General features: G+C 46.0%; 18 protein-coding genes and 1 tRNA gene. 15 read left to right on the forward strand and 4 right to left on the reverse strand.

Translation table 11 applies throughout. From position 1 onward, the window contains the following. Positions 1-2898, forward strand: coding sequence for a trypsin-like peptidase domain-containing protein (locus ACFGVR_RS15095; RefSeq protein ID WP_448698147.1), 2898 nt, complete (start codon positions 1-3; stop codon positions 2896-2898). A gap of 19 nt (positions 2899-2917) precedes the next feature. Here ACFGVR_RS15095 and ACFGVR_RS15100 read toward each other — a convergent pair. Continuing rightward, positions 2918-2999, reverse strand: a tRNA-OTHER gene (locus ACFGVR_RS15100). Positions 3000-3420: 421 nt separating this feature from the next. Here ACFGVR_RS15100 and ACFGVR_RS15105 point away from each other — a divergent pair. The 9 genes from ACFGVR_RS15105 to ACFGVR_RS15145 all read left to right on the forward strand — a co-directional run bounded on the left by ACFGVR_RS15105 (position 3421) and on the right by ACFGVR_RS15145 (position 18505). Beyond that, complete coding sequence (locus ACFGVR_RS15105) at positions 3421-4521, forward strand: FecR family protein (RefSeq protein ID WP_448698148.1); 1101 nt, start codon at positions 3421-3423, stop codon at positions 4519-4521. Positions 4522-4718: 197 nt separating this feature from the next. Further along, entirely contained in the window at positions 4719-8102 is a 3384-nt protein-coding gene (locus ACFGVR_RS15110) for a SusC/RagA family TonB-linked outer membrane protein (protein ID WP_448698149.1), read from the forward strand. A 46-nt stretch (positions 8103-8148) separates the two neighbouring features. Further along, positions 8149-9618 carry a RagB/SusD family nutrient uptake outer membrane protein gene (locus tag ACFGVR_RS15115; protein WP_448698150.1) on the forward strand — a complete coding sequence of 490 codons (1470 nt, stop codon included), beginning with the start codon at positions 8149-8151 and terminating at the stop codon, positions 9616-9618. Positions 9619-9685: 67 nt separating this feature from the next. Next, positions 9686-11014, forward strand: coding sequence for a thioredoxin family protein (locus tag ACFGVR_RS15120; RefSeq protein WP_448698151.1), 1329 nt, complete (start codon positions 9686-9688; stop codon positions 11012-11014). Positions 11015-11044: 30 nt separating this feature from the next. Further along, on the forward strand, positions 11045-14260 hold the full coding sequence (locus tag ACFGVR_RS15125; RefSeq protein ID WP_448698152.1) for an amidohydrolase family protein: 3216 nt from the start codon (positions 11045-11047) through the stop codon (positions 14258-14260). Beyond that, positions 14206-16188 (forward strand): glycoside hydrolase domain-containing protein, encoded by a 1983-nt coding sequence (locus ACFGVR_RS15130; protein WP_448698153.1) that lies wholly within the window; start codon positions 14206-14208, stop codon positions 16186-16188. Before ACFGVR_RS15125 ends, ACFGVR_RS15130 begins: the two co-directional genes overlap by 55 nt. Before the next feature lie 14 nt (positions 16189-16202). Next, positions 16203-16667, forward strand: coding sequence for an ankyrin repeat domain-containing protein (locus tag ACFGVR_RS15135; protein ID WP_448698154.1), 465 nt, complete (start codon positions 16203-16205; stop codon positions 16665-16667). A gap of 6 nt (positions 16668-16673) precedes the next feature. Further along, the gene (locus ACFGVR_RS15140) at positions 16674-18041 is read left to right on the forward strand and encodes an alkaline phosphatase family protein (RefSeq protein ID WP_448698155.1); all 1368 of its coding nucleotides are present in this window, start codon (positions 16674-16676) and stop codon (positions 18039-18041) included. Next, entirely contained in the window at positions 18038-18505 is a 468-nt protein-coding gene (locus ACFGVR_RS15145; protein ID WP_448698156.1) for an Lrp/AsnC family transcriptional regulator, read from the forward strand. Before ACFGVR_RS15140 ends, ACFGVR_RS15145 begins: the two co-directional genes overlap by 4 nt. Positions 18506-18516: 11 nt before the next feature. On the opposite strand, the gene ACFGVR_RS15150 is transcribed toward ACFGVR_RS15145, so the two are convergent. After that, a complete protein-coding gene (locus ACFGVR_RS15150) occupies positions 18517-19515 on the reverse strand; it encodes a hypothetical protein (RefSeq protein WP_448698157.1) in 999 nt (332 codons plus the stop codon). Between the two features lie 170 nt (positions 19516-19685). Here ACFGVR_RS15150 and ACFGVR_RS15155 point away from each other — a divergent pair, with 170 nt between their 5' ends. The 4 genes from ACFGVR_RS15155 to ACFGVR_RS15170 all read left to right on the forward strand — a co-directional run bounded on the left by ACFGVR_RS15155 (position 19686) and on the right by ACFGVR_RS15170 (position 23110). Then, positions 19686-20816, forward strand: coding sequence for a hypothetical protein (locus ACFGVR_RS15155; RefSeq protein ID WP_448698158.1), 1131 nt, complete (start codon positions 19686-19688; stop codon positions 20814-20816). Between the two features lie 101 nt (positions 20817-20917). Then, positions 20918-21550 (forward strand): hypothetical protein, encoded by a 633-nt coding sequence (locus tag ACFGVR_RS15160; RefSeq protein ID WP_448698159.1) that lies wholly within the window; start codon positions 20918-20920, stop codon positions 21548-21550. Continuing rightward, positions 21510-22349, forward strand: a complete 840-nt coding sequence (locus tag ACFGVR_RS15165; RefSeq protein ID WP_448698160.1) for a hypothetical protein — start codon at positions 21510-21512, stop codon at positions 22347-22349. The genes ACFGVR_RS15160 and ACFGVR_RS15165 overlap by 41 nt, the downstream gene beginning before the upstream one ends. A gap of 62 nt (positions 22350-22411) precedes the next feature. Beyond that, positions 22412-23110 (forward strand): RNA polymerase sigma factor, encoded by a 699-nt coding sequence (locus ACFGVR_RS15170; protein ID WP_448698161.1) that lies wholly within the window; start codon positions 22412-22414, stop codon positions 23108-23110. Here the strand turns inward: ACFGVR_RS15170 and ACFGVR_RS15175 are convergent. Together ACFGVR_RS15175 and ACFGVR_RS15180 are read right to left on the reverse strand one after the other, a co-directional pair. Next, entirely contained in the window at positions 23107-23544 is a 438-nt protein-coding gene (locus ACFGVR_RS15175; RefSeq protein WP_448698162.1) for a helix-turn-helix domain-containing protein, read from the reverse strand. The two genes, ACFGVR_RS15170 and ACFGVR_RS15175, sit on opposite strands and share 4 nt — an antisense overlap. A 1-nt stretch (position 23545) precedes the next feature. Continuing rightward, entirely contained in the window at positions 23546-23878 is a 333-nt protein-coding gene (locus ACFGVR_RS15180) for a type II toxin-antitoxin system HigB family toxin (RefSeq protein ID WP_448698163.1), read from the reverse strand. Between the two features lie 123 nt (positions 23879-24001). On the opposite strand from ACFGVR_RS15180, the gene ACFGVR_RS15185 reads away from it, so the two are divergent. Continuing rightward, positions 24002-25132: a FecR family protein gene (locus ACFGVR_RS15185; protein WP_448698164.1), complete on the forward strand. Its 1131-nt coding sequence runs from the start codon at positions 24002-24004 to the stop codon at positions 25130-25132. Positions 25133-25195 lie beyond the last annotated feature (63 nt).

Consider the following 25195-nt stretch of genomic DNA (forward strand, 5'->3'; position numbering starts at 1 on the left):
ATGAATGAAAACATCCCTCGTTATTTTGTTAGAATTACAGGGAAAACTGTAAATGGCGATGTTTTTAACGGCTCCGGATTTATCGTAAGTAAAAAGGGACATATAGCAACTTGTTTCCACGTTGTAAAAAGTAACGCAGATCCGTCTGGTCAGTTGGAAGTATATACACAATTTGAAAATAAACCCTGGATATATACTATTTTAGATCAATTTGAAGCGAATGATGTAGCATTATTAGAGGGCAGAGTACCGCCTTCCATCAATTTAGAGAATAGCATTGGAGTTCTTAATACGAACTGGCATAAGTTAGCTCAAATTGGCCAGGTGATTTGTTCTTATGGACATTCGTCTTCAAAGAATTATACTTTTGGGCAATGTTTTCCGCAAGCTATCTCTGGATTTAGTGAAAAGGATGGTGTTGTCGGCGTAACTGGAGCTATCAATCCAGGCGATAGTGGTGGCCCTGTTCTGGATCGCGATAGCAGAATAATAGGTATTGTAAATCAAAAAGACACCGTTCGTGACGGACAAGGAAGATTTCTGCCTATTAGTTTGCTCATTAGTCTTTTAAATAAAAATGAAATAGAATATGTTACTGCTACTCCTTCGGTGCCTTCGTTTATAGACAGGTCCTTCACCGAAGAAAACAGCAATTTATCTTTTAGCTCGAAAGATCAAATCCCACTTCAAATAAAAAAGCCACCTGCGTTATTTTTGGGTAGGGATAAAGATATTCAAGAAATCAAGCAAGCGCTTGATAAACACCCTGTTGTAATCATCAGAAGCGGACTTGGAGGAATTGGAAAAACCTCATTAGCGACGACGGTGGCCTTGTCATTGAAAGATAAATTTCCTGATGGTATTCTTTGGGGTCGTGCAGATGAAGAAATCGGCTCAATTTTAATCCGTTTTATATCCTCACTAGGTAATTTATACAAAAAAGAAGTAGACTATTTAATATCAAAAAGGGACTCGGATTTAGTAAACAATCATTCTATCAATACGGGACTGATCACCTACTTCAGAGACCTAATCAGCCAAAAATCCACGCTGATTATATTGGATAATGTCGACCATAGTGAACAGGTAAAAGATTTGATCCCTGCATCCGGAAATAGCAAATTCTTAATTACAACCCGAAATAAACTGATTATTGATGAGTGTTTTGAACTGATATTGAAGCCACTTCCGGTTGATTATTCTATTGAATTATTCGCCAGCCGGCTTAAAAATAAAAAGTACAAGTTTCCAATAGACGAATTTCAATTAAAATCTGTTGTAACCGACCTTGGTCATCTGCCGATCGCAATCAACATCGCTGCTGAAGTCATCAGCAGCATGAGTTGGACGGTCGAAGAATATAGGGTTCAATGGGAAAAACCAGACGCATTGGACTTACTATCCGATGAAGATAATCCTGATGAAAGCGTTAGAAAATCATTTTCGATTAGTTATGAGAGTTTGCAGGATGAAAATGCAAGATTTGCATTTCGACTTTTGGCCATATTCAGACTGCATTCAATACCTAAGCAATTATTGCATAATGTATTAGAGAAAGTAGTAGCGCATCCTTCAAAAACGGCGTTAACTTTAATTCGTCGCGGACTCCTGGAGATCGAAGACGAAATGCAATTAAATTATTCATTGCATCCCTTAATGAAAAAATATGCGCTCGAATTACTAAATAGAAGTAAAACAGAAGAAGAGCAACGTATTAAAATCGCTTATAACACGGCCGGTAGTTGGTATCGGGATCAAATCAGTACGTGGAATTCCGAGTTAAAAATATTTTACTTTGGATCATTGGGAAAAGTAGAGGATATCGATGTCGGTTTCAATGCGATTTTCTATTTTAATTTGGCGCAAGCATACAATGAATCACAAGCGATATTAGTAGCCATAGCAGATATTACGACTTTACATGGTCGGGAAGAGTTTCTGATTAAATATTTAAATGAATTTGCGCAGCATCGGGAACTTGAACCATGGTTAAAACTTTATCAGGGACATTATTTAATTTTATCCGAGAATCCTTCAGATCAAGCTGAGGGAGAGGCTGTTTTGCAGCATTTGAAACAAGTCGATGACCTAAAATTGTCGTCCGCCGCACTTATCAGCCTTGCGAAAGCGAGAATTAAAAACGGTGCATTTATCGAGGCGACAAAGTTATTCGAGCAAAGCAAAGAACAAAAAAAATCTATAACCCCTTTAGATGCAAAAGGAATAGCGTACATAGAAAATGAACTGGGGTATATTGCTTTGAAAAGCAATCAGCCCGATCGCTATCATGTTGCGATGAGTTATAATAAGAAAGCATTGGAGATTCAAATTTTAGCCAATGACGAAAAAGGGATAGCCTATACTTATAGGCGTATTGGTTCCATACAACTTTGGAACCTCAAACAGATAGACGAGTCTCTACTGACTTTAAAAAAAGGGGAAGACCTTGCCCGAAAAGTTGGTGCAAAATTGATTTTGGTATTATTATTAATTGAAAAAGCTGAGGCGATACGGCAAAAAGGGGGCTTTACAAAGAGCATCGACATCCTTAAAGAAGCGTTAAACATTGCCAAGGAATGTGATGATCCGTTTTCAGAGGCTCATGTCTTAAAAAGATTGGCGATTATAATGGAGAAGGTCGAGCACTACGGAGATGCTTATAAATTTGTTGAAGAATGTATGACAATTTTAAAAAGAATCAAACCCAAAGCTTCTGAAGATTTAAAGAATACTTATCATAGGCTTCGCGGAAAGGTAGCGTTTCTTAAAGAAGAACTTATCAACATACAGGGGATTATTGACCAGTCTGGCGAGACCAGAATCTTACGTCGGAGATTAAAAAAAATAAAAGGCCAATTGAATTTAATTCCCTTTAAAATAACGATTGATACCTTCTGAAATCAGAAGAAGCAAAAAGCAGCTTTGATGGGGCTCGAACCCACACCCCCTCAGTAACTTTGACATTATTGAGGTACTCTAGCCAATTGAGCTACAAAGCCTTATAAAAAATAACAACGGAATAAAATTAAATAATAAATTAGATTTTAGAAATCTAAAAAACACATAGTTATTAAGTGATGTTTCTTGCCCCATGACTTTGTATTTTTTTGTTTTCACTTCCTGCTTTCCCTTACATCCTGGCCACACGGTTGCTAAGTCTGCCAGACACCCGGTCGTCAATGGACGATGTGATCTTTATGAAATACTATGCGGACGTTCCGGTAAAGACTTAAAGATGACCTGTGACATGACCTTTACAAATGAAACCCAAAATTGAAAATCGCTGTTCTCGCTACATGAGGGAACTTTTGTAGGGCATCTTAAGTGGCGAACGTCCGCCATCAAAAGAGAAAAATCACAAATATTTTTTTTTCTTTTCCCGATACCCCTTTCCCTATCCGCTTGCCGTCTTACAGACATATGCGAGAAGAAGACATCAAAGTTTTATTGGATAAATACAAGGCTGGGACCATCACGGACGGCGAAAAAGCCGTGCTGGATCAATGGTACCTGCATGTGGCCGCTGATGGTTCGGAAGAACTATCGGATGAGGAACGGTTGGATACTTTTGAACAGGTGCTGGTTCATTTGAATGAGGTGATTTATGAAAAGAAAACACGTAGCTTATGGCCGCGCATCGCGGCGGCGGCTTCGATCCTCCTTTTCTTATCGGTAGGAACCTATTATTTGTTACATCAAAATAAACCGCAACAAGTAGCAGTTAACCCCGAACAACGCGCACCGGTCAATAATGGCGTGGTGCTGACGCTGAACGGCGGCAAAACGATACAGCTCCTTCAAAAGCACCAGGGTCTGATCACCGCCATTGGGAATACGCAGGTTAAGCAATCGGATAGTTTGTTAACTTATCAGGGTACGGCGACAAACGCCGCACCCGCGATGAATACGCTGGCGAATAATAGCGGGAAGAAATTCAATTTGGCGCTGGCGGATGGGACGGAAGTCGCGTTGGATGTCGCCTCGAGCATCACTTACCCGGTGAACTTTACCGGCAAACGGCGCGAGGTGAGCATCACCGGGCAGGCCTATTTTAAGGTTAGGCATAATGCGGCGCAGCCCTTTGAGGTCAGCGCGAAAGGGGAGACCATTGAAGATATCGGCACGGAATTCAATGTGGATGCCTACGATAATCCCAGAACCACTTTAATCACCGGCGCCATTAAGATCGGTTCGCTGACCTTAAAACCAGGTGAAGAAGCCCACTTAGCCGGCAATGAACTCGTAAAAGGCCCTGCCGACCTCGAAATGGCCACCATCTGGCTGCAGGGCAAGATACCGCTCAACCACCGGACACTCGAAGATGTACTCAACGAGGTCGGCCGCATCTATGACGTCCAGTTCAACTGGCCGGACGCCAGCCTTAAACAACTCAAATTCGGCGGAGCGGTCAGCCGCACCCAGAAACTCAGCACCGTGCTCAACTTCTTCCGCAACACCGGAAAAGTAGACTTTATCGTGAACGGCAAAATAGTTACCGTATTGAAAAAGAAAAAACAATAATTAACCTGAGCAACCATGAAAAAAATTTTACGCAACTAGGCCGCAGGCCAAGGTAACCGGAAACAAAAAAACGCACCCCGACTTGGACCTCGGGATACGTTAAGCGTCCGGGAACCCTCCCCTGGGGCAGAGCCGCAAAGGGAAAATAATAATTCGTGTGTGAAAACAAATTTATTAAACCCGAACAAATCAAAATTATGCAAAATAATGCAAAACGCATGAGCAGTGCCCTGCATTTCCGGGTGCCGCGTCAAACATTCTTAGTCATGAAGATCACGACCCTACTTCTGCTGATCACGATAATGACCGTCAGTGCCAGCACCCTGGCGCAAAAGATCACCCTGAACGAAAAGAACGCCAGCTTAGAGCAGGTCCTCAACAAGATCCGCCAGCAAAGCGGCTACGACTTCGTCTACAGCGAAGACCTTTTCACCAATGCGCCCCCCATCACCATCACCCTCAAAGACGCCACCCTCGAAGAAGCCCTCCAGGCCAGCCTCAAAAACCAGGCCCTGACCTTCCTCATCGAAAACAACGCCGTCGTCTTCAAAGCCAAAGAAGAAAACCTACTCGACAAATACAAAGTTTTTTTCGACCCGATCACAGTCACCGGCAGAGTTACCGACGAAACCGGCCAACCTCTCGCGGGTGTGACTGTAAAGATCAAAGCTACCGGAAGCGGTACCGCGACAGGATTGGATGGAAGCTTTAGGATTACTGTTCCCAATGATCGTGAGATACTGACTTTTACCTATGTTGGCCATGAAAAAGAGGAGATTTTGGCTAGGGATGTCGCAAAAAGCTTAACGGTTGTTATGAAATCAATCGCAACAAACCTTCAGGAAATAGTAATAAATAAGGGCTATTATTCTGTTAAGGAAGAATTGAATACCGGAAACGTGACGGTTGTCAAAGGTGATGATATCGCCAAACAAGTGACCACCGATCCAATACTTGCTTTATCGGGGCAGGTACCCGGCTTGTATATTCAACAGACCTCCGGCGTCCCAGGATCATATGCGAAGATTAGTATCCGTGGACAAAACAGTATCGCTAACGGTAATGACCCGCTTTATATCGTTGACGGCGTTCCGTTCAGTTCGATCTCCTTGTCAAGCTCGAACGGCGCTATCGGACCGGTCGGTAATGCCAACAGCAATTTTAACTCCGCCGGCAATGGACTCAGTCCGTTCAACGGTTTGAATCCCGCGGACATCGAAAATATTGAGATCTTAAAAGACGCCGACGCTACAGCGATTTATGGGTCACGTGGTGCCAACGGTGTCGTCCTGATCACGACCAAAAAAGGAAAGGCCGGGGATACGCGGGTCGATTTCAACGTCTATACCGGCGCAGGCCAGGTTGGCCATATGATGCAACTTCTTAACACGCAGCAGTACCTCCAAATGCGCAAGGAGGCCTTTAAAAATGACGGTCTGATCGTGCCGTCTATCGTTACCAAGCCTACCGACAATAATTATGATATCAACGGTGTCTGGGATACGACCCGATACACCAACTGGCAGAAAGTGTTCATCGGCGGGACTGCACAGTTCACGAATGCCCAGGGGAGTATATCCGGAGGCAACGCCAATACGCAATTCTACATCGGCGGTGGTTATAGTACACAAGGTACCGTATTCCCGGGAAACTATACAGATCAAAAAGCTTCGGCCCATATCAATCTGACCCATAACTCTGCCGATCACAGGTTCAGTACGCAGTTCGCCGCCAGCTATGTCGCTGACAATAATATTTTACCCTCCGTGAATTTTGCAGCTAACATCATCACTGCACCCGACGCACCCGCCCTATACGATAATAACGGGAATGTGAACTGGGCAATTTATAATGGTGCTCCCACATTTCTGGCAAATCCCGCCGGAGTATCCCTGCGCACCGCGTCATCCCGGACCAATAACTTAGTCAGTAATTTCCTGGTCAAATATGAATTACTGCCCGGTCTTGACCTGAAAAGCTCCTTTGGCTATAACCGGGATGAAATGAACCAAAATCAACTAACACCTGCAACGTCAGTAAATCCCACTTTAAATCCCATTACTAGCCGAGACAATATCATTGCTCTGACGAGTTCAACTTCATGGATCATTGAACCGAACATCAGTTATCAAAAGAAATTGGGAAAGGGTAACTTAAATATCTTATTGGGGTCAACTTTTCAAGATAATCAATATAGTACAATCACAACTGAATATAATGGGTTTACGAGCGATGCACTTATTACCAATCCCCAATCTGCTTCTACTATAACTGTTTATGGCAGTAATAACGTTCTATATCATTACACGGCGTTATATGGCAGGATAGGTTACAATTGGGATGATAAATACCTGTTAAATTTAACAGCAAGACGCGACGGAAGCAGCCGTTTCGGGCCCGGTAAGCAATTTGGTAATTTTGGTGCGATCGGTGGTGCCTGGATATTTTCCAAAGAGAAATGGGCTGAAAACAAGCTGTCGTTTTTAAGTTTTGGTAAACTGAGGGCAAGCTATGGTACCTCCGGTAACGACCAGATCATTGATTACCAGTGGTTAAGTACCTATAGCCCCACTACCAACACCTATCAAGGCATCAATGGATTGACCCCTTCGCGGATCGCCAACCCGGATTATGCGTGGGAGATGGTTAAAAAATTAGAGGCGGGCCTGGAACTAGGATTTTTGCGTGACCGACTGAACGTTCAATTAAGCTACTACCAGAATCGTACGGGAAATCAATTAGTAGGATTTCCGCTGCCAATTTTGGCAGGATTTAACACTGTGCAATACAATTTGCCCGCAGTGGTACAAAATACAGGTTTAGAAATACTTCTGAACACCATCAATTTGAAATCCAAAAATTTTGAATGGACTACCAACCTTAATGGGACCCTGCCCAATAACAAATTAGTTGCCTTTCCAAATCTTGCTAATTACCCGCAATTCAACACTATTTATCAGGTAGGTCAATCATTATCTTCCCGAAATGTTTTATTGAATACAGGTGTAAATCCGCAAACCGGGCTTTACAGCTTTGTCACTTCTAATGCCAATGGCGTTCCTTCTGTTCCCGCCGATGACCACTTCATTAAACCCGTAACACAGCGTTTTTATGGCGGAGTGGAAAATAAGCTGACCTATAAAGGAGTGACATTGGATTTCCTGGTGCAATATGTCAACCAGTATTCACCCGGTTACCTGCAGGCATTTAGTTCTATGCCTGGTACAGTGAATTATAACCAACCTATCGAGGTTTTAACACGCTGGCAAGTCCCGGGCGATGTGACGTCTATTCAGCGGTACAGTACCGCGGCTACAGCCAAAACCGCTTATAATAACTTCAAAGGCAGTGACGGCACGTTTGCAGATGCTTCCTTCGTACGCTTAAAGAATGTGGTCGTATCCTGGGAACTACCTATAACTTGGAGCAGTAAACTGCATATCCGAACAACAAGGATCTATTTCCAGGGACAAAACGTCTTTACGCTGACCAATTATAAAGGTCTGGACCCGGAAACCGCGGGGAGCCTGAGTCTGCCGCCATTAAGAATGCTGACGGCTGGAATGCAGATCGGAATATAATTAAATACGAACCCACCTGTTTTGAGACAGGTTAAATCAGATAATCATGTACTTTCCATTATCAAAAATTAGAAGGACAACCCTAGTGTTAAATTTAATACTTATAGTTGTTGTATTAGGAAGTTGCCGGAAATTTGTCGAGATCGATACGCCAAGTACCCAGATCGCAACTGCCGATGTGTTCAAATCCAGTGCATCTGCCACTGCTGCCCAAACGACTATCTATGCCAACATGTCTTCGGGAATATATTATGGCATAACGCTCCCCTGCGCTTTACTTAGCGACGAATTGGTAAATTATTCTTCACCAACAAGTAGTAATAATTTCCTTTATTATACCAACTCAATGGCCGCAACGCAAAATCTGGGTATTTGGACGGCGGGTTATCCTAATATCTATGCTGCTAATTCAATCATAGAACAATTAAAGAACAACACCAGTATTCCGGCAAATGTGTCCAAACAGCTCACCGGGGAATCCAAATTCGTCCGAGCGCTGTGGTTTTTTTATCTTACGAATCAATATGGTGATCTGCCCCTGGTATTGACCACCGATTACCGGATCAACGGCCCGATTTCAAGAACTCCGCAATCCGACGTTTACAATCAGATTATTGCCGATTTAAAGGACGCGGACAATTTACTGAATAACAATTATGTCGATTTGTCCGATACCACTGTTACGACCGAGCGGGTAAGGCCAAATAAGGCCGCCGCAGAAGCTTTATTGGCAAGGGTGTATCTATTCACTAAACAATATGCAAATGCAGAAGCGCTGTCAACACAGGTGATCAATAATAGCCTGTATAAGCTTTGCCCTAATCTAAGTGGTTCTACAAATAGTGTTTTTCTAAAAAACAGTAGCGAAGCGATCTGGCAGTTAGCTACGCCGATACCTTCAAGTTCGGCGACTACCGATGGACAACTTCTTTTTTTAAATGCAGTGCCCAGTACAGGAACACAACGATGTACGGCAATTAACCAGTTTTTGTTAAGTGCTTTTGAGCCCAATGACAAACGATTTTCCCAATGGGTCGGCTTGTATACTGCGCCAAACAGAACCAAATATTATTTCCCATATAAATATCAATCGCACGACATTTCTACCAGTGCGGCGTCACCAACTGAGTATCTTATGGTCTTGCGGTTATCAGAACAATACCTAATCCGGGCGGAGGCGGAAGCCTATCAGGGTAAGATCAGCAATGCGCTTGCCGATCTAAACCTGATCCGCAACAGGGCCGGTTTACCCAATTACGCGGGCGCCCAAGATCAAGCCTCCCTTTTGGCCGCCATCCTGCACGAAAGACAGGTCGAGTTATTCACAGAATGGGGGCATCGTTGGTTTGACCTGATCCGGACGAATACCATCAATTCGGTTATGGGAAGCCCTGGGAACGTTTACAGTTCCAAATTAGGCACACCAGGCAGCTGGAATCCGCAATGGCAATTATTCCCGGTACCAAGTACCGAAATCATTGCAGATCCTAATCTGTCCCAGAACCCAGGCTATTAACCTGTTATTATTTTATACACCGATCGGACATGGGATAAAACCATGGCGGGTCACTATTGAAAAAAAAATGAAAAAGTTATTCTTCCTCATAGTTTTATCGCTCTTTATCGTTGCGACCTACGCGCAGGACAAAGGCATCCGCTTTGAAAAGGGTATGACCTGGAAACAGATCAAGGAAAAAGCCCAAAAAGAGCATAAATATATCTTTGTAGATTGTTACGCAACCTGGTGTGCACCTTGTAAATTGATGGATGCAAATGTATATGTTAATGACACGGTTGGTGCGGTCGTTAACAAAGATTTCATTTCGTTCAAACTGCAGTGTGATATCACCAAGAATGATAATGATTATATCAAAAGTATGTATGCCGATGCGCGTGAGTTGGTGCAGTCCCAGAAGATCGAATCCTTTCCTACATTTCTCTTCTTTTCGCCATCCGGAGAGATCGTTCATAAAGCAGTTGGCTATCAGCTTCCGGGGAAATTCATTCAACTGATCAAAGAAGCTAAAGACCCAGCTAAGCAATACTATCCTCAGTTAAAAAAATACCAGGAAGGCAAGCTTGGCCCCGCAGAGATTCCGGCTTTTGCTCAGATGGCCCGACGCTTCGATAAAGCGTCTTATCCAAAGATTATTCAAGAGTACATTGAAAACTATTTAGACAAACTGCCAGAAAATGAATTCTTTAAACAGGAGAACCTGGATCAATTAAGCAAGTTTAGGGTCGGCCTCCAAACGGCTGACCTGTCATTTAAACGCCTGTTCGGGCAATCCGCAAACGCAGATAAGATCATGAAAGAAAAAGGCTTCGCTTTCAGCATCGTCAACGATGTAATCTACGCCGAACAGATCACCCCTGAAGTAAAGACAGCGAAAACTGCGCAGACCGCGCCCGATTGGGAAGTTTTGAAAAAGAGGTTGGCAGATAAATACGGCATGATACATGGCGCTGAAGCGGTCGCTCGGGCCAAATTGCACTGGTATGAAGAAGCAAAAGATAGTTTAAGGACCTGTGCGGCCGCGATCGAGCGCGTCGAACTGAACTTCGCAGATTCGGCGACGACTGGTGCTTACAACGAAAATCAATTAAATCAATATGCCTGGAATGTGTTTCAGATGAGTAAGGATCCCGCCCAATTGCAGTCGGCAGTAACTTGGGCTGATATAGTATTAAGCGAAATGGATGACACATCGCTTTATGATGGTGTCTGTAAAGGAATGGTATTGGACACTAAAGCTAATTTATTGTATAAGTTGGGGAAAAGACAGGAAGCTCTCCAATTGGAAGAAAATGCTTTAAAACTTGCTAATCTGGCTAAAGATTTTGATCCAAGGCAGATTGCTGATATGCAAAAGAATCTGGAGAAGATCAAAACAGGTCGGCCGACCTGGTAAGCCGTTTATTTAATTATCAAAATCAAAATCATGCGCCACAATTTTAAATTTTTGTTGATCTTTCTGTTTGCCTTGGATTCAATACTGTGCTACGCTCAGCAAGGCTTGCCGATCAAACCCACCCGCACTATCTCTTTTAGCACCAGGGAGGGGACCTATATGGATGTTGATGTGTCACCAGATGGAAAAACGCTGGTTTTTGATATCTTAGGCGACCTCTACACAGTCGCCGTTACAGGTGGAAAGGCGACCCAACTCACCAGGGGGGTAGCCTTGAATGTCAGGCCCGTCTGGTCGCCCGACGCCAGGAAGATCGCCTACCTGAGTGATTATTCAGGCATCTGGCAGGTCAATGTTTCGGACTTGCAAACAAAGGCACGTACGGTTATCGGACCACCTGACGAGGCCCTGGATTACGACCTTGATCTGGTCTGGTCAGCAGACGGCAACCATATCATTGCCAGAGACCGGGTTTACGGCCTCACGGGAGGCAAATTTGATCTGGGTGTAAAGCCCGACCAATTACTTCGCCTGACTCAGGACGGTAAATCAACTTTATTTACTGATTCCGGGTTGGTCTATCAGTTTGATCCGGCTGTTAAGAAAAAAACGGTCATCGCAAAGGTGCCCGAATTGGTGAACGGCAATTGCCATAATGTCGTTCTTTCCTCCAATGGCCGCTGGCTTTGTTATTATGTTGCGGAATCGGATCTATCAAGACGCTTAATGATACAAGATCTGGTAAACGGTACGAGCCGTTCGCTGGTTCCTCAACTCATGTTAAGAACAAGTTACGATCCGCATGTGCCGTTCAATCACTATTGCTTCTCTCCGGATTCAAAATGCGTGTTTGTGAGTTATAAAGGAAAAATTCATCAAATCGATGTTGAAAATGGAAAAGACCATGAAATCCCTTTTACTGCCGACGTCAAAGCTGACCTTGGCCCTTTAGATTACCATACTTTCCGGATAGGCTATGGGTCTATTCAAAGCAAATTTGCACGTTCCGCCCATGCAAGCCCGGATGGCAAACACTTAGTTTTTTCAGCCCTGGATAAAATTTATATTAAAGATCTCCCTGCAGGAAAAGTCCGTTTGCTGGTATCACAACCTTTTGGACAATTCCAGCCGGTCTATTCCCCCGATGGCAAATGGATCGCCTACGTTTCCTGGCAAGACACAATCGGCGGGCACGTTTGGCGAGTACCTGCAAAAGGTGGACAACCTGTGCAGCTGACGAGAGAACCGGGGCTGTATGAGTCTCCTGCCTGGGCTCCTGACGGCGGTTCTATTGCGGTTACGATGGCCAAAGCGATGCACAACCGGACGGATGAAAGACGTGCTATTGCAAGCCTTCAACTCTTGTCATTGCATGCCGGGGGAATAAAAGCCATTGATGATTCTATTCCGCTGGTTAATAATCTATCTTTTGCCGCCGATGGTGACCGTATCTTTTATACTCCCAGTCAAAATCTGTTAAGTAAAAAGGAATTAAAAGGATCCATTTTAAAGCCTCAGTTGATCTCCAGGAATTTAAACACAGGGAAAAGGGAAGTAATCGCGATTGGAGATGCTCCGACATTTTTTGCTTCCAAATCGTTATCTCCCGATGGGCGGTATATCGTCTACTCTAAAGCCGAAGATCTTTACCTGGCGCCGGTCTACTCCGGGGGAAAGCCGATAGCACTTTCAGACAGATTTAGCCATGTGCAAGTGATACGCTTCGTCGCTGGTATAGAACCTCACTGGGTAAATAATAATGTCATCTCCTGGACTTACGGCAAAAATTTTTACCGGATACGTGTTGATAAGATTATGGCCGCTGCCGGACGGATGTTCCAAAACAAAATAGCCTATTGGTCCCATGGTGGGATTACTGGTACTTTAAATAATGGGCTAAATAATGCTTTAAAAGTTGATGTCCGGCCCGATGATGTCATAGACCTGAGCACGGGCTACCAGGCTAATTATGGACATGGATTGATTGCACTTCAAAATGCCAGAATACTGACGATGCGAGGCAATCGCGTGATCGAACACGGTACGGTCATTATCCGGGACGGACGAATCGTTAGTGTCGGAGCTTCATCTGCCATCACCATTCCGCCGGTGGCAAAAGTTTATGATCTTACAGGAAAAACAATTATTCCAGGGTTGATCGATCTCCATTTGCATATGCCGGTACCCCCGAACGTATTTCCGCAGCAGTCCTGGATGTTCCTGACGAGCCTAGCCTATGGTATAACGACCGCCAGAGATCCCTCGCAGACCTATGATGCCTTCGGGTATGCAGAACTGCTGCGGTCAGGTCAAATGATCGGGCCTAGGTTATTTACCGTAGGCGTTCCCGTGATCGACGACGACGGGATTACCCGAGTCGATGAAGCCAATGACGCTCAGCGGGTGGCACAAAAACGCGCGCTCCTGGGTGGAACGGTTGTGAAGAACTATCTATCACCGTTCTTACGTGGTCAGCGCCAATGGCTCTTACAAGCTTCCAACGAAGCCGGCATGAATTTAACCAATGAAGGCTACGTATATCCCATTGGACAATGGGGTATGATCAAAGATGGCAGCACCGGCGTAGAGCATAATCCCGCATTGGGGGATGTGTATCAGGATATGTTACTCTTATACGCAAAGTCCGGTACCTGGTTCACTCCTACGCTTCAGGTTACGGGAAACCCAAATCCGGAAACAACCAAAGAGTATTTTAATTATACCTATTGGCATCAACCTGATGACAAATTGAAAAGGTTCAGTTTCCATGATGCAAAGATGAGACCGGTCGTACAAGGTCCCGAATCTATTGAGGTGATAGAAAAGGTTAAACCTGGGGACGGTAGTTATGACGGATTATTGACCTATTCGGGTATTGATGCACGTATTCGGCACTTTGGCGGAAGAGTGACTTTGGGCAGCCACGGTAACGACCAGGGAATCGGTCCGCACAATGAACTTTGGGCACTGCAAATGGGCGGCCTGACCAATATGGAAGCACTGCAGGCCGCGACGATCATGGGCACGGAAGCACTCGGTATCCAAAAAGACGTGGGCTCGATTGAGGTAGGCAAGATCGCCGACCTGGTCATTTTGAATTCCAATCCCTTGCAGGATATCCATAATTCCAGGGATATCAAATATGTGATGAAGGACGGAATACTCTACGACGGCGATAACCTTGACGAACTATGGCCCATCAAGAAGAAATGCCCCGAATGGAAAATGAAAGAAGAACGATATTGATGAACCACCTTCAACGCCTTTTCTTTTTGGGGAGCTTGCTCGCCTGCGCAAATGTGCAGGCACAGCAAGCGCATTATAACGACAAGGTGAATGTGTTCCTGGGCACTGCCGGGGACCATGGACAGTTATCCCCCGGCGCCTGTGCACCATTCGGACTGCTGGACGTTTCACCGGAAACCTACCCGGCTACGCATACCGGCTATGACCACCGCGCCAAATCTTTCCTCGGTTTTAGTCATAACCGGCTGGAGGGCGTTGGCTGCAAGGGTTCCGGCGGGAACTTATTGATCAAGCCCCTCCTGAAAAATACGACACTTATCAAGCAAAGTGAACAGGCCCGCCCCGGCTATTATGCCGTAGGCTTTCAAAATGGGATCGGTGTGTCTATCAGTGTCAAAGGTAACATCGCAACCGAGCACTATACCGGCCAGCAGCAGCTATTCCTGGACCTGTCGCACGCGTTGGCCAATGGATTTGTTGCTGAGCAACATAGCTGGAACAGTGGAATATTATCCGGCTGGATCGAAAGCGGAACGACCTGCCGGTTCGGCACCTATAAAACCTATTATACCGTCCGTTTCAGTTCACCGGTCAAAATCTCCGACAGTACCGCTCATATGCTGACCCTGGATTGTGCGAAATCTATAACGCTGACCGTCCATTTTTCGGCCAAATCGGAAGATAATTTTGAGAACGAGGCGAAATGGGAACAGGAGCTGTCGCGGATCAAAGTCAGCGGCGACCCAGAAGAAGAAAAACTGTTTTACTCCCTGCTCTACCGGACACTGCAGGCCCCGTACCAGATTGCGGATCATGCGTACAGCGGCTGGTCGATCTGGGATAATTACCGGAATGAGTTGCCGCTGTTATCTATCATCGAACCTGAACGCTACCAGGATATGATCAATAGCATCGTCAAGCTATATCAAACCGGAAAGAAAGACTGGGCGACCCAACGTGAACCATCCAATACCGTCCGCACCGAACACGCGATCGTCGTCCTGCTGGACGCTTACCGCAAAGGTTATCCTGTCGACTTCAGCCACATCAAAGATTCCCTGATCGCTGAGAATAAGCGTTTGGATGATAAGACGCCCGACAAGGCGCTGGAAAGCAGCTATGATAGCTGGGCAATGTCGCAGGTCCTCGCTATTTTAAAAGAAGATAGCCTGAGCAGGGTTTATTTGAACAAAGCCGCGAACTGGAAAAGCAGCTGGAACAAAGATTTTAAAAATCTGTCCAAACCTGATGTCGACCATCTGGAAGCCCGAGGCATGTACCAGGGCACCATCTGGCAATATCGCTGGTTTGTCCCCTTTGACGTGGAAGGGCTGATCGCTGCCTGCGGCGGAGAAAGCGCCTACCTCAAGCAGTTGGATACATTCTTTGCCCAGGATTATTACTGCGCCTCCAACGAGCCGGACCTGCAGGCGCCCTACATGTACCAGTTTACCTCCCGGCCCTGGCAATCGCAGCAAATGATCCGGCACTACGCGAAAGACACCGTCATCCAGTATTACCAGGACAATAATTACCGGGGCATCGGCGCGCAGATCGGCCGCGTGTACAACAATCGTCCTGATGGCCTGCTGCAAACCATGGATGAGGATATGGGCGAAATGTCTGCCTGGTACGTGATGGCCGCTATTGGCCTTTCACCTGCCTGCGTCGGCTGGCCGGTTTATAACCTTCATGTCCCCCTATTCCGCACGGTATCCTTCGGTAAGTTCCAGGTGATCGTCAAAGGGAAAGGACGGTATATCCGCTCGGTCAGTTTTGATCGCCGGCCGTTCAAAAGGAACTGGCTCAGCCACCAAGAGATCATGCGTGGCGGCACCTTAGTGATCACCGCTTCGACCGTGCCCAATAAAAACTTTGGCATCCAAAACCAATGGATGACCAGCCTTAACCCATCAAAGAACCATTAAAAAACCCAATAAATATGAAAACCATTAAAATTCTGACACTCGTACTATTCATTACACTGAGCCATTTTGCTTCGGCACAAGAAATGCCTGCAGCGATCACTGCCGCTTTAAAAACCGACGACGCGAGTGCACTCTCACCATTGCTTAACAAAGACAACCTCAATACTTGTTATGGGAATTACTGCATCCTTGCCGATGCAATTCGTTACCAGGCGGATGCCTGTTTTAGCTTGCTGTTGGATAAGGGCGCCGACGTCAATAAAGTATGCAATGGGTACCTGCCCCCCTTAATGCACGCATGTAAATATGGTACATTGGAAACCGTCAAAGCGCTGATCGCCAAAGGAGCCAAAAAAGATTTTACCTATGACGGAAGCATGGAAGTGCAAAATGGCCCGAAAAAAGGAGATACACCGCTGATCTACGCACAAAGGTATCATCATGATGACATCGCTGATTATCTAAAGTCACTGAAATAAGAAGGTATGCGCAAAATCTATTATTTACTTTATTTACTGATTTTCCTGTGCTCGTCCTTACGGGCACAGGTTAAGCATGTCGTCCTGATCTCTGTGGACAGTTTCCACCCTGACATGTACCTGGATAAAAGCTGGCCCTGTCCGAACCTGCAATATCTGATGCAGAACGGCACTTATGCGGATTACCTGAAAAGCGTATTTCCCGCTTATACCTATCCGAGCCATACGGCAATGATTTCTGGCGCTCTACCGGCACGGAGTAAAATCATCTATAACCAACCATTGCGCTCCAAAGGCGAATGGTACTGGTATTTTAACGCGATCAAAGAACCTACGCTCTGGCAGGCCTTAAAAGCTAAAGGCCTGAAAACCGCCGCCCTGATGTGGCCGGTTACCGTAGGCGCACCGATAGACTACAATCTCTCCGAACTTTGGGAAATTAACCATCCCGATGACCGGATCAGTTTGGCACGGAAATACGCCACACCCAAAGGCTTTGTCGAAGAACTCGAGCGAAACGCCACCGGTAAACTGGATAGTACGAATTATAACGACAATTACCTGATCACGGACGAGAATGTGGGCCGAATGGCGGCTTATACTTTTACGAAATACAAGCCTGCCTTTATGGCGATGCATGTGATCGGCGCGGATGATTTTGGTCACGAAGACGGCAGGGTTTCGCACCGGGTTGATCTGGCCATGGCCACTAACGATCGGGCGATCGGTGACTTGTTGGAAGCTATTGACAAAACACATTTAAAGGACAGCACCGCAATTATTATTGTAGGTGATCACGGCATGGCCACGATCAAACAAGTATTCCGGCCCAATATCCTGATCAAAGCTGTGCCTGCCAAGTTCAATCCGTCCGGCGGCAGTTGTTTTTTATATCCTTACGCGGGTACCGATAAAAAAGATTATCAAACCATCGTTCAAAGAGTAACAGACAGCTTGAACACGTTACCCAAAGAAAAACGAAGCCTGTTCCGGATCATTGACCGGAAACAACTCGATCAAATGGGCGCCGACAGCGCGGCATTAATGGCGCTAACAGGTGTAAACAGCTCCGGCCTGGTGTTCTCCGGTTCAACAAGAGCTGCGGAAACGACCAATCATGGTCCAGGTACTTCTATCCAGCAAAGCAAATTTGATGGCATGTTTTACCCCACTACCGGCGGGCATCATGGCTACGATCCGGATAATGAGGAAATGCATACCGGTTTTATAGCTTACGGTGCAGGTATCATTAAAGGCGGGCATATCGATCATTTGAGCGAACCGGATATTGCGGTGCTGATCGCGAAATTGTTGGGCGTCGATTTTAAAACACCAGACGGCAAATTTGTGAAAGGAATAATTCAGGAAAAATGATCAACGGCAAACTCGACGAGATCGACACCAAGATACTGGCACACCTGCAGGGGAATGCCCGGATGCCCAACGTGGCACTGGGCAAACTCGTGCACCTGTCCTCCGGCCCCGTCCAGACCCGAATCGACAAACTCGAAGAAGCCGGCTATATCCAGGGCTACCACGCCCGCGTCGACCGCCACCTCGCCGGCCAGCCCGTCCTCGTCGTCCTGCACGTCCGGCTCAAACACCAGACCAAGGAACTCCTGCTCGACTTCGAACAATTCGCCATGGCCATCCCCCAGGTCCAGGCCTGCCTCCACGTCACCGGCAAATGGGACTTTATCCTCCAGGTCACCGCCGCCTCCCCGCAAGCTTATTATGTCTTCGTCATGGACCGCATCTGCGACCGCCCCAATGTCGCCAAGGTCGAGACCAGTATGGTCATGAAAGAAGCCAAATGTTTTGGGCCATTGGTGCTATAAGCCCATTGGTTTCATTTCTTTAAAAACACCTGTACAAAGGGCAATAACAAGGAGACCAGCGTCGTCACAAAGGATGCTAGGAACTGGAATTTGGGGTAAGGTTCCAAATAATCGAGATGAATGATCTGGTCGCCTTTTTCTCTTTGAAGATACTCCAGGGACATTTGCGTTTTGAGCCGACGCCACTGTTTGCGCATCCTGACGATAGGTAGGGTAAATAAGCAAATGGAGATCACCCAGAAGGAGTGGAAAACGAGCGCAGCAAAAAAATAACGCGCATCGCTGTAAAAAGTAATGTTTTTCCAATAGAACCAGGTCCAGGGTAAAAACAGGACGATAATCAACAAAATATTGCGCTGCCATTGGGAGAACCTTTCCCGAAAGTCGAGCGAAAAATTAACGCAAAGCTCAAGGGTCGGCTCCTGATTGAATTGAGCAATCAGCAAGGCGGATTCCGTTTGGAGACTTTCGCCGATAACCAGCAGGATGCCAAATAAAAGGGCAAAGGTAAACACACGCAACTCCTGCAATAAATAAGACCAGCAATCAATATCAGGATTGACATAAGAATAAATGGTTCGACCGTGCTGTCCGATCGCGGAATTTCTAAACCATACCGGTCCGTCAAACAAGAGAAAAATCATCACAATGACGGCCAAGAGATGCTTTTTGTTTGATTTTTTTAACCAGCCTGGATAAAGCACAAAAATAAAAATGCCGAGTAAGGCAAAAGTGCTCACCCAGATATAATTCAATTGGGTATCGATAAAACCGGAAAAGGAAATCTTGACGACTGTATTATCCGGCTGTACAAGCGGCCTCCCGTTTTTATAATATTTCTCGGCTCCGCCCACGTCTCTGATACGCGGCAGGATCGTGCTGTCACTGATCCGGTTTTTGAAATCCCTCCCGGTAAAATCATGCGCGCGATAAGCCACATAGCCGGGTATCAGCAAAGCCCAGCAAATAGACAGGAGAATGATCAGCAACGCTTTAAAAGTCGGCGACATAAGGATTAGATTTTCAACCGGGCAAGCAATTTCCGGACACGATGATTCAATTTACAATGGTTTATTAATCAAGCAATTGCTTGGTATAGTAAAAATAACTTATTTTTATAAGCTCCGAATAATAAGTTCAATAAATTTTAATAAAAATGCGTTAATTATATCACCGTGACATGACCGAGCCTTTTTATCATTTAAAAAATGCAAAGACAACTTTATTAAAAGCCGTGTTGGTGGTGGTCATAGCGCTCCTATTCGGATTAATTATTCCAGGTATCGTCGCCGCAGGGGGTGGGGTATTTTATGAAAGTACACTCATTGGTCATATGCCTGTAAAAGCACAGCGGTCATTCCGGGCAGGTCAGGCCACAGAGGCCCTGCTTAAAGCCAAACTCAACGAGATCGACAGTGCTTTGAAAAAAAGCACTTCGCCGGGCATGCTTTCCACACTGGTCAAGGATGAGTCAGCGATCCGTTCGGAACTCAAAACCAGCCACACAGCGGTCGTTCCCGCGCCTTTTTACCTGAACCCGATTATGCTGGTATGGGTGGCCCAGTATACTTCGCTGGGTTGGTTGCTTTTGATCCTGATACCCATTAAAAACCGGATCATTCAATATCGGAAAGATGTTTTACAGTTTGTCGTATTTGTCGTATTGATCTATGCCGTATACGAATGGACCGTATGGATGCGCAACTTTGTTCTTGGAGATGAGAATCGCTTTGTTTACAGCTTCGCCAATTACGACATTTGCGCCGCTTCTTTTGTGATGCAGGAGATCAATACCTTGATCTTCGCCATCTTGCTCGCGCTGGTCTGGATGGCGTGGTTACATTATGTCAAAGAGTGTCGTGACGAGAAACCTGATAGCGCCCATGTGGCCGAAGGGCTGACGGACCCGCAATCACATGACCGGCTTTTACGCACTTACATCCACTGGCAGGCCTGTTCTATCGGCTTAGCTCTTGGTTTTATCAATTTTACCAGCGGATTCTGGACTATCATCATCCGTCAGCATGATCACCGCTACCTGGTCGCCGCGCTTACGATCCATTCCATTTGGGGCTTGACCTGGCTCATCATCACGCTGCCTTTGCTGATCAGATGGTATCGATGGACGCTGACCAAATCAGCCGCGGTCCGCTCATTATGGTTGGAAGAACCCATGGAAATAGAAGTCAGAAAATTCAGGTTAGAGCTCATCAAAGAAACCAACCCGTTTTCTGTGTTCAGTTTGTCTACCTCCGGCATCATTTCTCTGATCTCTTTTTTTCTGCCTATCCTGCAGGCGTTCTTTAAATAAATCGGTTTTTAAAAGTCTATACTGGGATGGTCATGAAAGCGCCAAATATTTCGGGCCATTGGTGCTGTAATTTTTGCTAACTTCACGGATATTTATGCAGCATGACCAAGAGTGCAAAAATGTGGTTGTCAGCCACGGTGATCATAACAGCCTTGCTAAGCCTGATCTTTTTTTGCGGGCCGGCTCCGGCAACTTTTAAGGTGCCTAAAATGGATACGAGTAATCCACTGACGCTCCAAAATTTTGACGAGGGCAGTGGCGACCAAAGTGGAGGCGCCGATCCGACTAAACCACCCCACCAACAAATTCCGCAAAACAACTATCAAAACTTCCGAACCAAGGCCCTGAACCAGGCCATCGGTTATATGGGCAACCGTGATAAGTTGAACCTCTTTTTCAACATCCTGAGTATTGTTTCCATTGTGGCCTCTTTTTCGGTAACGGTGATCGGTGCGAACAACGGCTGGCACCTTTCTGCCGACAAGATCGACAAAGACCTGCCCAAAGTTAAAAACCAGGTCACCAAGAAATGGATCATCCTTTTGAGTTCAGCTGCCGTGTTGTCCACGACCCTGGCTAACCGCTGTAGCGCTTATGCAGATAAAGAACAAAGCAAAGGCCTGGAGATCATTGGGCTTGTCAAAACAGCCGACTCGATGGTCGCTGGTGCTCTAGACATTAACGAAGTACAACATGTGGCTGAAGATCTTGAACTTGACCTGGCGAAATATTAAACTCCTGTTGCTGCTGGCCCCGCTGTCCTGGCAAGTGCAGGCACAACAGTTGGATTTTGTCCGTAAACTGTACGCGCACCAGCTCATCACCAGCGAGCATACACAGGGTATTGAAATGGTGATACGCGATCTTTGCGCCAAAACCAGGTTCAAAGAGCAGCTCAACATCAACCGGGGTTATGATGCCCAAAAACTCAATTTCTATATTATCGATTCCCGTAAAGACACGGTATTAAAGGATATTTGCGCGTTCGCCGGTGCAAATATCATCATACTCGACCAGTATTTCCTGACCACATACCTGGACAGGCTTGGTTTACACCCCGGTCCGGCGAGCTACCGGAATTTTCAATACTGGGTGATCGGCCATGAGATCGCCCATGCCGACCTTGATCATAGCAGCGGCCATTTTCTCAATAACGAAAAACCTAAAACACAGGAGCAGGCCAGGCATCTGCAATTCCTGGAATTGCAAGCCGATCAAAAAAGCCTGTCTTACTGGCCGCTTACCGTCCGGAAAACTATTCCTAGCGATCTGATCGCCATTTTTAACGCAGCGTACCGCAAACAATACGGCCCCGCGAAAACCAGCAATAAATATCTTTTGTGCGACCCCGCACCTTATCTCACCTACGCCTACCGGTTACAAGCGAATCATCCCGTTATGGTCATTCGCACGAGCCTGATGCTCTACTTGCTGAAGGTCAGCCCCCAATTAAATGCGGAAGCTTTTGGTTTTTTGCAGCAAAGCCAACTTCGGATCATCGAAGACCTCAACGGACAACCCATCCGTCGATGAATGTTTTGACCAAATCCTAATCTGACAGCAATTATTGCTGTTTTGAAAATAATTCAAACCTTTTGCCCCTCCCTGCTTACCTTAAAGGTTTGATCATGCACACCCTTACGCTCGATTTAGTTGAAAATCAAACCGAACATTCGTATATTCGAATGAAGGAGGTGCGTATGCCCGCGCTCAGGTCATTAAGCGATGAAGAATTGCTGCCTTTGTTTAAGGCAGGGGACCCCGCTGCGTTCGACGAGATCTACCTGCGATTCCACGGCCCGCTCCGGTATTTCGCTTCTGAAATATTAGATGATGAGTTTGCCGAAGACATTGTACAGGATGCCCTGATCAAGACCTGGCAGCGGCATCAGCAATTCGACAAATTTTATTCCCTGCGCTCTTTTCTTTATACCACGGTCAAACGCGCCTGTTTCGACCAATTGGATAAACGCAAAGTACGCGAGCGCCACCAATTATATGTAGCCAATAACCCGGATTTTGAACAAACCGCCCTGCAGGGCCTGATCCGCTCGGAGACCGTACGCCTGCTCTATTCCGCTGTGGATACGCTGCCCGAACAATGTAAAAAAATTATTTTGCTCACCTACGAGCAAGGATTAAAACCCATTGAAATAGCAGAGCTGTTAAACGTGAGCGTCAGTACCGTAGGCGTCCAAAAAATGCGCGGCCTCAAGCTCCTGCGTGATCGCCTTTCCGGTGATGACCTCGGCGCCGCCGTGCTGCTGATCGGGTTGATCGAGATCTTGCATTAATGCGTCGCCGCCAGTTCTTTGGTGGTGTTCATGACGCTGGCGTTCCTTAAATGCGCATTTAAAGGCGAACGTAATTTATAAGGCCGGTTAAACGCTTCCTGGGAAACTTTGAAATGCACAGCCAGCGCACGGATAATGTCTTTAGAAAAACCCTTTTTGTAGTTCAAAATGTCTGAGATCAGGCTTTTGCCCACGCCTAATATACCCGCCAGATCTTTGGACTTTAACTGGTGATCCGCCATTAAGGAGCGTAGCAGCATCACGGGATCCAGCTGAGTATGACTGCGCTGTGCTTCATCCCAGGTGTGGATCAACAGGGTCAATAAGTCGATTTCATCTTCGTTACCGCCTTTTTCCACTAAATGCTCCAGTGAGTTACAGTAATCAAAATACTGTTCCTTGGTATGAATAATTCTATATTTCAAAGCTTCCATCTTAATACAAACAGATATCGTATTGTTTATTCAATTTACAGAGTTTGGTATATTCCGCATGTGTGCCGATCCAGCACACAAACAAATGCACCTGCCTTTTTCCAAAAGCGTATTTACAGATCATGCGAAAATTATTCCCGCCAATGTCAAACACCACACGGTTGCTGCCATTTCCCAAAAGGTCCGCGCTCCCAAAAGAAGCCTGGATATCTTCCGGGATATCCCAGTCCGCATAATCGATCACATTCAGCCAAATATCAAAAGAAGAACGGCTCCGGGCATGTGTCTTCACATAATCCTCGATCGTTTGTCTTTTAATTAAGTGGACCTTCATGTACAAAGTAAAGATACAGAAAAAAGTTCACAAAATGTGAACTTTTTAGGCGACAATTTTTCCTTGTTAAAAAATCTTTAATTCCTTGTAAAGATTTTGGTACCCCTTCCCGTTTTATGCGCAATGAAAGGAAATGAACTACGCATTGCAGTATTGATCGACGCTTACCTGCGCGGATCAATCACCCGTGAAGAGCTGTCAGAACTCACCGCCTGGACGGAAAGCACGCTGGAAAACCAGCAGTTGTTCGCCGAGCTCATGGACGAAAAGCGTTTGCAGGCCATTCGCGACGGGCAAAGAAGTTTTGATTCTATGGCTTCGCTGGAAATAGCCAAAGTTAAATATATGCAAAGACGCTGGCTGGACTGGCAACGCCTCGCCGTGGCCGCTTCGATCCTGATCGCCTGTTCCATCGGTGGTTATTTTTTGCTGCATCAAAAAGAACAGGCACAGATAGCGATAGCTCAAAGGGAAATCGCCCCCGGCCATAATCAAGCGACCCTGACCTTAGCCAATGGAAAAAAGATCATCATCACCAAAGGCCTAAGGGGGCAATTAGCCACCCAAGGAACAACGATTATACAAGCAACTAATCATGATATTGCCTACAACAGCACCAACAACAAAGATCAGGTCAGTTATAATACGTTAGCCACAGCGCAGGGCGAGCAATCGCCCTACCCGCTGGTCTTAGCCGACGGCACCAAGGTCTGGCTTAACGCCGAATCCAGCATCACGTTCCCAACCGCCTTTAACGGTAAAGAGCGGATCGTCAAACTGATAGGAGAGGCCTATTTTGAAGTCAAGCACAACGAAAAACAGCCCTTCAAAGTACAGACCGAAACCCAAACCATCGAAGATATCGGTACCAGCTTCGACGTGAACGCCTATGCTAACGAGCCCATATTAAAAACCACCCTGGTGGAGGGCAGCATCAAGGTCAATAACGAATTACTGAAACCAAATGAACAAGCCCGTAATGCGAGCGGCAGCGTCACCAAAACAACGGTCAATACCCAGGTCTATACCGCCTGGAAGGACGGCTATTTCCGTTACGACCTCGAAACCCTGCCCGGCATCATGCGCGAATTCGCCCGCTGGTACAAAGTCGAAGTGGTCTTCAACAAACCGGCCACTGACCAGCAATTCAACATGAAAGTATCCCGTAAAGCGACCCTCAACCGGGCCCTCAAAATATTAGCCGACGGCGGCGTGAGCTACCGCCTCGAAGGCAACAAACTGATCATTAATTAAGAAAGGAGCAAAACAGGAAAAAAATTTACAAACACACCATCAGGGAACCCCACCAAAAAAGAA

Source organism: Mucilaginibacter aureus, from assembly GCF_053514885.1.

Coding starts and splice junctions, on each gene's coding strand:
- ACFGVR_RS15130 (WP_448698153.1), top strand. CDS start 14,206: ATGGCCCATCAAGAAGAAATGCCCCGAATGGAAAATGAAAGAAGAACG.
- ACFGVR_RS15105 (WP_448698148.1), top strand. CDS start 3,421: ATGCGAGAAGAAGACATCAAAGTTTTATTGGATAAATACAAGGCTGGG.
- ACFGVR_RS15095 (WP_448698147.1), top strand. CDS start 1: ATGAATGAAAACATCCCTCGTTATTTTGTTAGAATTACAGGGAAAACT.
- ACFGVR_RS15150 (WP_448698157.1), bottom strand. CDS start 19,515: ATGTCGCCGACTTTTAAAGCGTTGCTGATCATTCTCCTGTCTATTTGC.
- ACFGVR_RS15135 (WP_448698154.1), top strand. CDS start 16,203: ATGAAAACCATTAAAATTCTGACACTCGTACTATTCATTACACTGAGC.
- ACFGVR_RS15180 (WP_448698163.1), bottom strand. CDS start 23,878: ATGAAGGTCCACTTAATTAAAAGACAAACGATCGAGGATTATGTGAAG.
- ACFGVR_RS15125 (WP_448698152.1), top strand. CDS start 11,045: ATGCGCCACAATTTTAAATTTTTGTTGATCTTTCTGTTTGCCTTGGAT.
- ACFGVR_RS15155 (WP_448698158.1), top strand. CDS start 19,686: ATGACCGAGCCTTTTTATCATTTAAAAAATGCAAAGACAACTTTATTA.
- ACFGVR_RS15175 (WP_448698162.1), bottom strand. CDS start 23,544: ATGGAAGCTTTGAAATATAGAATTATTCATACCAAGGAACAGTATTTT.
- ACFGVR_RS15145 (WP_448698156.1), top strand. CDS start 18,038: ATGATCAACGGCAAACTCGACGAGATCGACACCAAGATACTGGCACAC.
- ACFGVR_RS15165 (WP_448698160.1), top strand. CDS start 21,510: ATGTGGCTGAAGATCTTGAACTTGACCTGGCGAAATATTAAACTCCTG.
- ACFGVR_RS15160 (WP_448698159.1), top strand. CDS start 20,918: ATGACCAAGAGTGCAAAAATGTGGTTGTCAGCCACGGTGATCATAACA.
- ACFGVR_RS15120 (WP_448698151.1), top strand. CDS start 9,686: ATGAAAAAGTTATTCTTCCTCATAGTTTTATCGCTCTTTATCGTTGCG.
- ACFGVR_RS15115 (WP_448698150.1), top strand. CDS start 8,149: ATGTACTTTCCATTATCAAAAATTAGAAGGACAACCCTAGTGTTAAAT.
- ACFGVR_RS15185 (WP_448698164.1), top strand. CDS start 24,002: ATGAAAGGAAATGAACTACGCATTGCAGTATTGATCGACGCTTACCTG.
- ACFGVR_RS15140 (WP_448698155.1), top strand. CDS start 16,674: ATGCGCAAAATCTATTATTTACTTTATTTACTGATTTTCCTGTGCTCG.
- ACFGVR_RS15110 (WP_448698149.1), top strand. CDS start 4,719: ATGCAAAATAATGCAAAACGCATGAGCAGTGCCCTGCATTTCCGGGTG.